This window comes from Salmonella sp. SAL04214, from assembly GCF_046550615.1.
Taxonomy (GTDB): domain Bacteria; phylum Pseudomonadota; class Gammaproteobacteria; order Enterobacterales; family Enterobacteriaceae; genus Salmonella; species Salmonella enterica.
In genome coordinates this window covers 70522-83049 of record NZ_JBGDXT010000003.1, presented here as the reverse complement: position 1 = coordinate 83049, position 12528 = coordinate 70522, and the positions used below count along the sequence as shown (strand labels likewise).

Genomic DNA, 12528 nt, shown 5'->3' with positions numbered 1-12528 from the left:
AATACGGACATTTATTTCACTGGCCGTTTTCCCGGCAATTACCGTCGTTAACGCGGATACTCCTGCAACAGAAGAGTTAACTTCTCCGCCATCAGTTCGGCGCGCCAGCCGGAAATCAATTCCGGTTGCCCATTTTGCGGTTTTAATTTCCAGTGCCAGTTAAGCAACTGATTAATCTGCCGACGCGATGCCAGTAGCTCGCCGCTGACGTGATGCGACGCGCTCACCTCCGCCACCAGCGCTTTGATGGCCTTAAACGCTTTGCGATAGCCCGGCATGTCCATCAGATTCAACAGGGGTTCCGGCAATGCCTCTTCCGGTAATGCCTGTGCTTTCGCCACCAGCGATATCAACGTCTTGCCGTGAAAACGAATCTCGCTGCCGGAAAGCCCCAGGCTATCCAGCTCACCGAGGCTGCCCGGCATATAACGCGCGACCGCCCACAGGTTTTCTTCACGCACAACAAAGTTCACCGCCATATCGCGCTCACGCGCCTTACGCAGCCGCCAGTCAGCTAAAAGTTGCAGACAGGCTAACTGGCGGGTACGCAGTTGCCAGGCATTAGTGATATCCCGCCATGCCTCTTCCGGCGCCTGAATCTCCTGACGACGCTGCTGCATCAACCGACACTCATCAAGCGCGGCAGGCAGCCATCCTGCGGCTTCAGTTTCAATCATCAGCTTTTTGGCGATCGGTAACAGATACCAGACATCCGCCGCCGCGTATTCACACTGACGCTCGCTTAAAGGCCGGGCTAACCAGTCGGTACGAGACTCGCTTTTATCCAGCGCCACGCCCGTATACTCTTCTACCATCGACGCAAACCCCCACGACAGCGGACGCCCGCAAAACGCCGCCAGAATTTGCGTATCAATCAGGGGTTCCGGCAGTTCGCCAAACGCATTCAGAAATACTTCCAGATCTTCGCTACCCGCGTGCAGAAATTTGGTGATTCCCGTATCGCGCAACACCGCTTTTAACGGCGACCAGTCGCTGATGCCGAGCGGATCGATCAGGGCGACATTTGCCCCGTCAAATAACTGGATCAATCCTAACTGCGGGTAATAGGTGCGGGTACGGACAAATTCCGTATCTAAAGCAATAGCCGGACATGCGCGGACATCTTCACACAGGCTCGCCAGCGCATCGTCCGTTTCAATCATTTGGTAATTCAAATCGTGTTCTCTTTGGTTCGCGCCAAAAAAAACGCCGGCTTAACCGGCGTCTCTCGTTAGCTGACTTAACGCTCAGGCTTTATTGTCTACTTTGCCACGGGCTTCGTCACGCAGTTCTCGTCGTAAAATTTTCCCAACGTTAGATTTTGGTAATTCCTCGCGAAACTCGACCTGTTTGGGCACCTTATATCCGGTCAGATGGCGACGGCAGAAGGTGATCAACGCATCGTCAGTCAATGCCGGATCTTTCTTAACCACAAAAAGCTTCACCGCTTCGCCGCTACTACCGGAAGGCACGCCAACCGCCGCGACTTCCTGCACGCCAGAATGCTGCATCACCACATCTTCAATTTCGTTTGGATAAACGTTGAAACCAGAAACCAGAATCATATCTTTCTTACGATCGACAATCCGCAGAAAGCCGTCTTCATCCATAACCGCAATATCGCCCGTATGCAGCCAGCCATCTTTAATGATTTCATCCGTCGCGTCAGGACGCTGCCAGTATCCCAGCATAACCTGCGGGCCTTTCACGCAAAGCTCTCCGGCCTCACCCGGCGCGACTTCATTGTCATCGTCATCCACCAGTTTGGCTTCTGTTGACGGTACTGGCAGGCCGATACTGCCGCTGTGATAATCAATATCATGCGGGTTGACGCTCACCAGCGGGGCGCACTCGGTCAGCCCGTAGCCTTCCAGCAGGTATTGCCCGGTCAGCTTTACCCAACGTTCCGCAACGACGTTTTGCACCGGCATCCCGCCGCCGGCTGACAGATGCAGCGAAGAAAAATCCAGCTGTTGAAACTCTTTATTATTGAGCAGGGCGTTGAATAGCGTATTAACGCCAGTCATCGCCGTAAATGGATATTTCGCCAGCTCCTTGACCAGGCCGGGGATATCACGCGGATTGGTAATCAGCAGGTTTTGCCCACCCAGCTCGATAAAAAGCAGACAGTTCATGGTTAAGGCAAAAATGTGATACAGCGGCAGCGCGGTCACTACCAGCTCTTTCCCCGGGTGCAGCAGCGGCCCATAGGTCGCTTTCACCTGCTCCAGGTTCGCCAGCATATTGCGGTGGGTCAACATCGCGCCTTTCGCCACGCCCGTCGTACCGCCGGTATATTGCAGGAAAGCCAGATCTTCAGCGACAACCTCGGGTTTGACATACTGCATACGGTAGCCATGCTGTAGCGCGCTGCGAAACGAGATCGCATCTGGCAAGTGGTATTTTGGCACCAGACGCTTGATGTATTTCACGACAAAGTTAACAACCGTACCTTTGGCGGTAGAAAGCTGGTCGCCCATCCGCGTCAGAATAACGTGCTGTACTGACGTTTTCTCGACCACTTTTTCCAGCGTATGGGCAAAGTTAGAAACAATAATGATTGCCGCCGCGCCGCTATCGTTAAGCTGATGCTCAAGTTCGCGCGGCGTGTACAGCGGGTTAACGTTCACCACAATCATGCCGGCGCGTAAAATACCAAATAGCGCGACGGGATACTGCAACAGGTTTGGCATCATCAGCGCCACACGGTCGCCTTTTTTGAGTCCCAGCCCTTGTTGTAAATAAGCCGCAAATGCCCGACTACGTTCTTCTAATTTGCGGAAGGTCATTACCTCCCCCATATTGACGAACGCAGGCTGATCGGCATAGCGCGTCGCCGCATGTTCAAACAGTTCAACCAGGGATTGATAACGGTCAGGGTTGATCTCCGCCGGAACATCAGCAGGATAACGGTTAAGCCAAACCTTCTTCAATGCATCACCTCTAAAATGAGTGTTCGTCGTCATCACAACCCCAGTTAATAAACAAGCCGTTAACATTATATTAACTCAGCGTACCAGTTTATTAATTACGCAACTGAAAGGTTGCGAAGCGCGTCACTATTTATTTTTATTATGTCTCTATGAATGCAGAAACAGCGGACCAGCCGCTGTTTCTTTTATTGATAAAACAAAGGGTTACTCTGTTACTATCGTCTGAACCTCTGCGGGTCCAGGGTTATACCATCCCCAACCGCCATAGCCATAAGGCCAGGCGCGTCCGCCGTAAAACCACGGATCGATCGGCTGTGGAGGCATGACGACCTGCTGAACAAGATGCCAGCGTTTATAGCCGGTAGCCTGCATCAGCATAAATTTATACGGCGTATTGCCGATTTTACCGTCAACCGTGCCGGTTATCGGGCCGACAACGGTAACTAACTGGCCACGGAAGTCCACCGGGTCCAGAAAACCGTTCACATCGGCAAAAATTCTGCCGCGCGAGGCTTCGCCCAGAACAGGACGCGCGCCGCTGTCGAGCGGTACGGTCGCGATTTCAAGCCGGGTTTTTCCCTGCTGATTTTGTACCGCCACAACTTTACCGCCGAAACGCGCCTCTTGCCCGATATAGAGCTGTGGCGCATTCATCACCCGCACCAAATCCTGCTGCGGCGTCGGACTCGAACCTTTAATGGCATCCGGAATAGTCACGCAACCGCTCAGCATAAGCGCGAAAGCGCACGCCAGCGCCCCTTTTATTAACCTTTTTTGAACCGCCATGATGCGACTCCTTTTTCTCGACCTCTATTCCACCCCACAGCATAAAGTATGGGGGGTAATAGTAGTGAGAGTCATTCTTTGCCGGGAAGTTTCTTCCACGCCACTTCGTTACGCAAATAAACCGGCTCGGCATGTTCCACGGCAACGGTCTCTCCTGCCGCCAGCTTTTGACTGGCGATGGGCAACATATCTTCCGCTGCCGGGAGCGACACCTCCCCATCATGAAGCGTCAGACCGCACTCCTTCGCCAGATCGGGCCACGCGGACCAACCCGTTCCTACCGTCGCCCACTCGCCGGAAAGCTGTTTCAACCGCTCGCCGACCCGTTCCGGTTTCAGCACCGCTTCCGTCTCTTCGCCCTGCCAGACGCCCTGCGCATCACGCTGGTATTCCGCCCAGTACACTTCGCCCATCCGCGCGTCAATCGCGGCGAGTACGCGGGTCGCGCCGGTTTTACGCCACGCGCCCTGCGCCATCGTGGCAAGCGTCGAAACACCGATCATCGGCAGATTTGCCCCTAACGCCAGCCCTTGCGCAATCCCAATGCCGATACGCACGCCGGTAAAGCTGCCCGGACCGCGCCCAAACGCCAGCGCATCTATCTCATTGAGCGAGACGCCGCCGGCGGCCAGAATCTCCTGCACCATGGGCAGGATACGTTGAGTGTGTTCTCGTGGACAAAGCTCAAAGTGAGCATTGATAGTACCGTTGTTCCACAGGGCGACAGAACAGGCCTCTGTGGCGGTATCGATAGCCAGAATTCGCATGAGGTTTCGTGCTTAGATCAATAAAATAGCGCGCATCTTACCATACTCCGTAACAAATTACTCGGCGGATGGAATCGCAAGAAAGCGAACGGCACGGGCGATATCACGCGTGCGCGGCGCAGGAGGCAGGCTGGCGAGAAACGTGGCGCCATAGGGCCGCATCACCAGCCGGTTATCACAAATCACTAACACCCCGCGATCGTCCGCATCGCGAATCAGCCGCCCTACTCCCTGCTTCAGCGTAATCACCGCGTCGGGCAGTTGAACCTCATCAAACGGATCGCCGCCGCGCAAACGACAGTCTTCCATTCGCGCTTTTAACAGCGGGTCGTCCGGGGAGGTAAACGGCAATTTGTCGATAATCACCAACGATAACGTATCGCCGCGCACGTCCACCCCTTCCCAGAAGCTGCTGGTGGCGACGAGCAGCGCGTTGCCGGCGCTAACAAATTGCTGTAACAGTTGGCCTTTACTGGTTTCCCCTTGCAATAATACTGGCAGCGTCATGGTGGCGCGAAACTGCTCCGCCAGATCGCGCATCATGGCGTGCGAGGTGCACAGCATAAAACATCGCCCGTTATTGGCTTCGATAATCGGCCTGAGCATAGCCGCCAACTGTCGCGCCGCGCCGGGCTGGTTGGTTTGCGGTAGGTTGCGCGGTACGCAGAGTAACGCCTGGCGCGTATAGTCGAATGGGCTGGGCAGCAGCATGGATTCTGCCTGTTCAATTCCCAGACGGGCGGTAAAGTGGTGAAGATCATCATTTACCGACAACGTGGCCGAGGTAAAAATCCAGCTACCGGGCTTCTGTTCCATCACCTCTTTGAATTTATCCGCCACGGTGAGCGGCGTCAGCGCCAGGGTGAAATGGCGCGAGGTGCACTCATACCAGTAGCTGTATCCCGGCTGATTGATCTCTTTTAAGCGTTTCAGCCGTGAACGGTATAGCGTGGCGCGTTCAAAAGCCGCATCCAGCAGCGCTGAACGGCCCAGCGACAGCTTCGCCACGTCGTAACAAAGCTCCAGCGTATCATCCAGCAGTAAAAATGCCCGTTGGATACGTGAGTCGGCTAACAGTTCACGCAAATTTCCCCGGTAGCCGGGCTCCCCCAGTTGCAGACGAAAATCCTGGGCGCTCTGGGCAAGGCGATCGGCGCATTTTTGCAACTGTTGAGTGTCTTTCAGTTCCGTCCGGTAGGCGATGGTGATGTCTTTTGCTAAATCCAGCAACTGACGGCTGGAGAGCGATTGTCCGAAATACTGGCTGGCGATGTCAGGCAGTTGGTGGGCTTCATCGAAGATCATTACTTCAGCCTGAGGGATAAGTTCGCCAAATCCGCTCTCTTTAACTACCATATCCGCAAGAAAAAGGTGGTGGTTTACAATCACCACATCCGCGTCCATCGCCTTTTTACGCGCTTTCACCACAAAGCACTCTTTGTAGAGCGGGCAATCGCTGCCAAGGCAGTTGTCGTTGGTACTGGTGACCAGCGGCCAGGCCTGGGAATCCTCCGCCACGCTGACGCAGGTGCTGATATCGCCATCCCGCGTCTGATTTGACCAGGAGCGCAGCAATATCACGTCGCTTAACGTTTGTACCGGTAAATCGCCGCCCGCCAGCGCTTGTTGTTCCAGCCGCTCCAGGCAGAGGTAGTTTGAACGTCCTTTCAACAGGGCCGTCTTACCGGTAAACGCCAACGCTTTTGCTACCGTTGGCAGATCGCGGCTGTAGAGTTGATCCTGCAACGCTTTCGACCCGGTCGAAATAATGACTTTTTTCCCGGCGCGCAACGCCGGAGCGAGGTAAGCATAGGTCTTCCCGGTTCCGGTGCCGGCTTCAACAACCAGAGGCTGCGCATTTTCAATCGCTTGTGTTACGGCAACCGCCATTTGTCGCTGTGGTTCGCGCGGTTTAAAGCCGGTTATCGCTTTGGCCAGTTGGCCATCTGCTGCAAAATCGTCCGTCACACTGCCCCCTGTTAATTTGCACAGGGGATTATGTCAGGGTAGAAAGGCTTACGCCAGTTACAGAGGTGACGGCGGCGCCACATTGTGGCAGTCTTGAGCCATTCAAATGGAAAGCAAATGAGGAATAAGTGATGTCTATCGTGCGTATTGATGCCGAAGATCGTTGGTCAGACGTGGTGATCCACAATAATACGCTGTGGTATACCGGCGTGCCGGAAAACCTGGACGCCGATGCTTTTGAGCAAACGGCGAATACTCTGGCGCAAATTGATGCGGTGCTGGAAAAACAGGGCTCCAGTAAGTCACGTATTCTGGATGCCACTATTTTCCTGAGCGATAAAGCGGATTTTGCCGCCATGAATAAGGCGTGGGATGCGTGGGTCGTCGCAGGCCATGCGCCGGTACGCTGTACCGTACAGGCCGGGTTGATGAATCCGAAATATAAAGTTGAGATTAAGATTGTCGCGGCGGTATAAGCCGGTTATTCGTCTTCATCCTCAAAACGCGCCACTATCCGTTCGCCGGTATGGTTGGCGCGAAGTTCGCCCGCCACCTGGGCAATCGCTTCTCCGCTACTCATACCTTGCGACATCAATTCCTGGATACGTTCTACGGCTTTTTGCTGTTGTTCATGACTGAGTGAAGGTAAACCTGCAAACATGATTAACTCCTGCTAAATTGTTAGCGCTAATTATTTCACGCTACCCGGCGGTAAGCCAGTAGTGTTGTAACGAGTCAGGAATGATGAAGACGTTATCTCCCACTGTTATCACCTTACCCTGGCGTCCGGACGCCGCTGAACACTATTTTGCGCCCGTAAACCATTTGCCCTGGGCGATGCTGCTGCATTCAGGTGATGCTATTCATCCCTATAACCGCTTTGATATTCTGGTCGCCGATCCTGTCACCACACTGACCACGCGCGCGCAGGAAACCACGGTATGTACTGCGCGCACGACTACCGTCACTCTCGACGATCCGTTACACGTTTTGCAGACTCAACTGGAGGCGCTGCCTTTTCATCCTCAGCCTGACCCTGACTTACCCTTTCAGGGCGGCGCGCTGGGTCTGTTTGGTTATGATTTAGGGCGGCGTTTCGAAATTCTGCCCGATACTGCCGCGCGCGATATCGCTTTACCCGATATGGCGATTGGCCTTTACGACTGGGCGCTGATTGTCGATCACCATAAACAGGTAGTGTCGCTGATAAGCTATCACGATGCAGACGCCCGATATCGCTGGCTCACTGGCCAGCGCGCGCCGACCCGCACGCCCTTCAGGCTTACCTCGGCCTGGCAATCCAATATGACGCGTTGCGAGTATGGCGAGAAGTTTCGTCAGGTGCAGGCCTGGCTGCACAGCGGGGACTGCTATCAGGTCAATCTTTCCCAGCGTTTTCAGGCGAGCTACGAGGGTGATGAATGGCAGGCTTTCGAACGCCTTAACCGCGCAAATCGCGCCCCGTTCAGCGCCTTTCTTCGTTTACATGACGGCGCCATATTGAGCCTTTCTCCCGAGCGTTTTATCCAACTGGAGAACAGTCATATTCAGACGCGCCCGATCAAAGGTACGCTTCCACGGCTTAACGATCCGCAGGCGGATCGTCAGCAGGCGCAGAAACTGGCCAACTCAATGAAAGATCGCGCTGAAAATTTGATGATCGTCGATTTAATGCGTAACGATATTGGCCGGGTCGCCGTGCCGGGTTCGGTGAAAGTGCCGGAACTGTTCGTCGTCGAACCATTTCCTGCCGTTCACCATCTGGTTAGCACCATTACCGCCCGTTTACCGGACTCGCTTCATGCTACCGACCTGCTGCGCGCGGCTTTCCCCGGCGGCTCCATTACCGGCGCGCCTAAAGTGCGGGCGATGGAAATTATCGACGAACTGGAGCCGCAGCGACGCAACGCCTGGTGCGGTAGCATCGGTTATCTGAGTTTCTGCGGCAAGATGGATACCAGTATTACTATCCGCACCGTCACGGCAACGCAGGGCCAACTCTATTGCTCAGCCGGCGGCGGTATCGTGGCCGATAGCAACGAAGAAGCGGAATATCAGGAAACTTTTGATAAAGTTAATCGTATCCTGCACCCACTGGAGAACTAATACGTGGATACCAGCCGTCTGACGCTCGATCATTTCTTATCGCGCTTTCAGCTTTTGCGCCCGCAGATGACTCATGAAACGTTGAACCAACGTCAGGCAGCCGTACTGATCCCTGTGGTTCGCCGCCCCCAGCCGGGGCTGCTGTTGACCCAGCGGGCTATTCATTTGCGCAAACACGCCGGACAGGTCGCCTTTCCCGGCGGGGCCGTGGACAATACCGATGCTTCGCTTATCGCCGCAGCGCTTCGCGAAGCGCAGGAGGAAGTCGCCATCCCGCCGCAAGCCGTGGAAGTGATTGGCGTTTTACCGCCAGTAGACAGCGTGACCGGTTTTCAGGTCACCCCGGTGGTCGGCATTATTCCGCCAAATCTCCCCTGGCGCGCCAGTGAAGACGAAGTGTCTGCGGTGTTTGAAATGCCGCTGGCGCAAGCGTTGCAACTGGGTCGATATCATCCGCTTGATGTTTACCGTCGCGGCAATTCGCACCGCGTATGGCTCTCCTGGTATGAGCATTATTTCGTTTGGGGCATGACCGCAAACATTCTTCGTGAGCTGGCGCTGCAAATCGGCGTAAAGCCCTGACTGTACACAACGCCATTCACGTTGCCTCAAGGCGGTAACAATCGCCTCCCCCAAAGAGGCAGCCTGAAGGGCAACGTGTATATACTTAACTTTACGCGCGCAAGACACGACTTGAGATTACTGTCGCAATATTAGTAAAAACGCGGTTATTCATTAGTTTAATTCATGTGAATAGTTAAGCTGATGCCAGCGTTCCCTCTTACACTATGCGCAGTTATAACATCGTAACCGGAAGCCCCGGTTGCCCTGTCAGGAGTATTATCGTGATTAGCCTATTCGACATGTTTAAGGTAGGGATTGGTCCCTCCTCTTCCCACACTGTTGGCCCGATGAAGGCCGGTAAACAGTTCGTCGATGACCTGGTCGAAAAAGGATTACTGGATAACGTTACCCGCGTCGCTGTCGATGTCTACGGCTCGCTGTCGCTGACGGGGAAAGGTCACCATACCGATATCGCCATTATTATGGGTCTGGCGGGTAATGAACCCGCTACCGTGGATATTGATAGTATCCCCGGTTTTATTCGCGACGTCGAAACGCGCGAGCGTCTGTTACTGGCCCAGGGACGTCACGAAGTCGACTTCCCGAAAGATGACGGAATGCGTTTTCACAACGGCAATTTGCCGCTGCATGAAAACGGGATGCAGATCCACGCCTGGCATGACGACACGGTCATTTATAGCAAGACGTACTATTCCATCGGCGGCGGCTTTATCGTTGATGAAGAGCATTTCGGCCAGGAAGCGACGAATGAGGTTACTGTACCTTATCCGTTTAAATCGGCGAAAGAAATGCTGGAGTATTGCAACAGTACCGGCCTTTCACTCTCCGGCATGGTGATGCAAAACGAACTGGCGCTGCATAGCAAGAAAGAGATTGAAGAGTATTTCGGTCACGTCTGGCAGACCATGCAGGCCTGTATTGATCGCGGTATGAATACCGAAGGCGTGCTGCCGGGGCCGCTGCGCGTACCGCGTCGCGCCTCCGCGCTGCGTCGTATGCTGGTTTCCAGCGATAAGCTTTCCAGCGATCCGATGAACGTCATTGACTGGGTGAATATGTTTGCTCTGGCGGTGAACGAAGAGAACGCCGCAGGCGGCCGCGTCGTGACGGCGCCAACCAACGGCGCGTGCGGTATCGTTCCTGCGGTACTGGCTTACTACGACCATTTTATTGAGTCTGTCAGCCCGGATATTTACACCCGCTACTTCCTGGCGGCAGGCGCTATTGGCGCGCTGTATAAGATGAACGCGTCTATTTCCGGCGCGGAAGTCGGCTGTCAGGGCGAAGTCGGGGTCGCCTGTTCGATGGCGGCGGCAGGCCTTGCTGAACTGTTGGGCGCCAGCCCGGAACAGGTTTGCGTTGCCGCTGAAATCGGCATGGAGCATAACCTGGGGCTGACCTGCGACCCGGTTGCCGGTCAGGTGCAGGTGCCGTGTATCGAGCGTAACGCCATTGCTTCGGTTAAAGCGATCAACGCTGCGCGTATGGCCATGCGTCGAACCAGCGCGCCGCGCGTCTCGCTGGATAAAGTCATCGAAACGATGTACGAGACCGGAAAAGACATGAACGCCAAATACCGCGAAACGTCGCGCGGCGGGTTGGCTATTAAAGTCCAGTGTGATTAAACGCCGTTTCCCCTCCCTTCGCCCATCTGCTACGGATGGGCGAAATTTTTATCTCTTCCTCGTCGACTCCACGTTTCCCCACTACACTTGCTGTGTCGCGGTTGGCTTTTGTCGCCAACGCTTATTGGGCGGCCCGCATGCAAACAGCACAACGGATCATCAATCATTATCGCCGTAATCGTTTCATTGTTTGCACGATTTGTGCACTGGTCACGCTCATTCTTACGCTGAGCATCCGATTTATTTCGGAGCGGAACTTAAATCACCATCGCACGGTTGCATTCGCGAATCATGCCGTTGATGCGCTGGATAATGTGCTGCATCCTCTCCTGGTCGGACGAAACATACTGCTACCCTTGCTTGAGCTTCCGTGCGCGACCGCGCATTTGCCGTTGCGTAAGCAAGCCGCCCGCCTGCAAACCATTCGTTCTATCGGGCTGGTAAAAGAGGGAATTCTCTACTGCTCAAGCATTTTTGGCGCCCGCAATACTCCCATACGCCAGCTTCAGCCCGATCTTCCCGCAGCTGGCGATCTGCTGCTACTTTCCACGGACCAATCGTTACTCAAGGGAAGCCCGATCCTCATTCAGTGGTATCCCGCCTCTGCCGATGGACAGGATGGCGTGATGGAAATTGTGAATATTGACTTGCTGGCGACTATGCTACTTGAGCCGCAGCAGCCGCAAATTACCAGCGCCAGCCTGACGGTCGGCAAACGGCACCTGTTATATGGTCGGGGCGTGGTCGATACTCTTCCGGAATTAAAAAAAGATGAAGAGCGTTACCAGCTTTCATCGCGGCATTTCCCTTTTACTATCAGCGTCAGCGGGCCGTCGGCAGGCGTACTGGCGTTCAAACATCTCCCGACACAGTTACCGCTGGCCGTATTGCTTAGCCTGTTGATCGGTTATATCGCCTGGCTGGCAACGGCCAGCAGAATGAGCTTTTCCTGGGAGATTAATTTGGCCCTTGCCGAACGGGAGTTTGAGCTATTTTGCCAGCCGTTGCTTAATGCCCGCACGCAGCAGTGTACCGGCGTTGAGATCCTGTTACGCTGGAATAACCCGCGCCAGGGCTGGATCTCACCGGATGTTTTTATTCCTATCGCCGAGGAGCATAACCTGATAGCGCCGCTGACCCGCTATGTGATTGCGGAAACCATTCGGCAACGGCACTATTTCCCCGTCAACCATCAGTTTCATATCGGCATCAATGTGGCGGCAAGCCATTTCCGACACGGCGTGCTTCTCAAGGATCTTAATCAGTACTGGTTTAGTGCGGAACCTGTTCAGCAACTGGTGCTGGAGCTCACGGAACGCGACGCGTTGCTTGACGTTGATTACCGCCTGATGCGCGAGTTGCATCGTAAAGGCGTCAAGTTAGCCATCGATGATTTTGGCACAGGAAACAGCTCGCTCTCCTGGCTGGAAAAACTGCGGCCGGATATTTTGAAAATCGATAAATCCTTCACCGCCGCCATCGGTACCGATGCGGTCAATTCAACGGTGACCGATATTATTATCGCGCTGGGGCAAAGACTGAATATTGAACTGGTGGCGGAAGGGGTCGAAAACCAGACGCAGGCACAGCATTTGCGCCAGCATGGCGTGCAAATGTTACAGGGCTATCTCTATGCGAAGCCGATGCCCATTAGCGAATTTCCACAGTGGCTGGCGGGCAGCGCGCCGCCGCCCGCCCGACATAACGGACAGATTATGTCCGCGATGCCGCATCTATAGACTTGATTCCTGCGTGTGA

Annotated in this window: 11 protein-coding genes; 5 read left to right on the top strand and 6 right to left on the bottom strand. The window is 54.5% G+C overall.

The window, feature by feature from the left end; translation table 11 throughout:
• Nucleotides 1–47: 47 nt before the first annotated feature.
• From rnd to ACLJQD_RS06135, 5 genes are all read right to left on the bottom strand, one after another.
• On the bottom strand, nt 48–1175 hold the full coding sequence (gene rnd / locus ACLJQD_RS06155) for a ribonuclease D (RefSeq protein WP_017441975.1): 1128 nt from the start codon (nt 1173–1175) through the stop codon (nt 48–50).
• Between the two features lie 72 nt (nt 1176–1247).
• Nucleotides 1248–2933, bottom strand: coding sequence for a long-chain-fatty-acid--CoA ligase FadD (gene fadD / locus ACLJQD_RS06150; protein WP_000758418.1), 1686 nt, complete (start codon nt 2931–2933; stop codon nt 1248–1250).
• A 204-nt stretch (nt 2934–3137) separates the two neighbouring features.
• A complete protein-coding gene (locus ACLJQD_RS06145; protein WP_000290594.1) occupies nt 3138–3719 on the bottom strand; it encodes a Slp family lipoprotein in 582 nt (193 codons plus the stop codon).
• A 71-nt stretch (nt 3720–3790) separates the two neighbouring features.
• Nucleotides 3791–4486 carry a tRNA (adenosine(37)-N6)-threonylcarbamoyltransferase complex dimerization subunit type 1 TsaB gene (gene tsaB, locus ACLJQD_RS06140; RefSeq protein ID WP_001221008.1) on the bottom strand — a complete coding sequence of 232 codons (696 nt, stop codon included), beginning with the start codon at nt 4484–4486 and terminating at the stop codon, nt 3791–3793.
• A 57-nt stretch (nt 4487–4543) separates the two neighbouring features.
• Nucleotides 4544–6454 (bottom strand): ATP-dependent DNA helicase, encoded by a 1911-nt coding sequence (locus tag ACLJQD_RS06135; RefSeq protein ID WP_000128807.1) that lies wholly within the window; start codon nt 6452–6454, stop codon nt 4544–4546.
• Nucleotides 6455–6585: 131 nt separating this feature from the next.
• Here ACLJQD_RS06135 and ACLJQD_RS06130 point away from each other — a divergent pair, with 131 nt between their 5' ends.
• Nucleotides 6586–6930, top strand: a complete 345-nt coding sequence (locus ACLJQD_RS06130; protein ID WP_000029548.1) for a RidA family protein — start codon at nt 6586–6588, stop codon at nt 6928–6930.
• A gap of 5 nt (nt 6931–6935) precedes the next feature.
• Here ACLJQD_RS06130 and ACLJQD_RS06125 read toward each other — a convergent pair whose 3' ends face one another.
• Nucleotides 6936–7115, bottom strand: a complete 180-nt coding sequence (locus ACLJQD_RS06125) for a YoaH family protein (protein WP_000457328.1) — start codon at nt 7113–7115, stop codon at nt 6936–6938.
• An 80-nt stretch (nt 7116–7195) separates the two neighbouring features.
• On the opposite strand from ACLJQD_RS06125, the gene pabB reads away from it, so the two are divergent.
• The 4 genes from pabB (at nt 7196) to ACLJQD_RS06105 (ending at nt 12509) form a co-directional block, all read left to right on the top strand.
• A complete protein-coding gene (pabB, locus tag ACLJQD_RS06120; protein WP_017441974.1) occupies nt 7196–8560 on the top strand; it encodes an aminodeoxychorismate synthase component 1 in 1365 nt (454 codons plus the stop codon).
• A gap of 3 nt (nt 8561–8563) precedes the next feature.
• Nucleotides 8564–9142, top strand: coding sequence for a CoA pyrophosphatase (locus ACLJQD_RS06115; RefSeq protein ID WP_017441973.1), 579 nt, complete (start codon nt 8564–8566; stop codon nt 9140–9142).
• A gap of 263 nt (nt 9143–9405) precedes the next feature.
• Nucleotides 9406–10770, top strand: coding sequence for an L-serine ammonia-lyase (gene sdaA / locus ACLJQD_RS06110; protein WP_000624277.1), 1365 nt, complete (start codon nt 9406–9408; stop codon nt 10768–10770).
• A gap of 137 nt (nt 10771–10907) precedes the next feature.
• Complete coding sequence (locus ACLJQD_RS06105) at nt 10908–12509, top strand: EAL domain-containing protein (protein ID WP_017441972.1); 1602 nt, start codon at nt 10908–10910, stop codon at nt 12507–12509.
• Nucleotides 12510–12528: the final 19 nt, after the last annotated feature.

Bases quoted from the DNA above. Each gene is read 5' to 3' on its own strand.
- ACLJQD_RS06145 (WP_000290594.1), bottom strand. From the start codon at position 3,719: ATGGCGGTTCAAAAAAGGTTAATAAAAGGGGCGCTGGCGTGCGCTTTC.
- tsaB (WP_001221008.1), bottom strand. From the start codon at position 4,486: ATGCGAATTCTGGCTATCGATACCGCCACAGAGGCCTGTTCTGTCGCC.
- ACLJQD_RS06130 (WP_000029548.1), top strand. From the start codon at position 6,586: ATGTCTATCGTGCGTATTGATGCCGAAGATCGTTGGTCAGACGTGGTG.
- ACLJQD_RS06125 (WP_000457328.1), bottom strand. From the start codon at position 7,115: ATGTTTGCAGGTTTACCTTCACTCAGTCATGAACAACAGCAAAAAGCC.
- pabB (WP_017441974.1), top strand. From the start codon at position 7,196: ATGATGAAGACGTTATCTCCCACTGTTATCACCTTACCCTGGCGTCCG.
- ACLJQD_RS06105 (WP_017441972.1), top strand. From the start codon at position 10,908: ATGCAAACAGCACAACGGATCATCAATCATTATCGCCGTAATCGTTTC.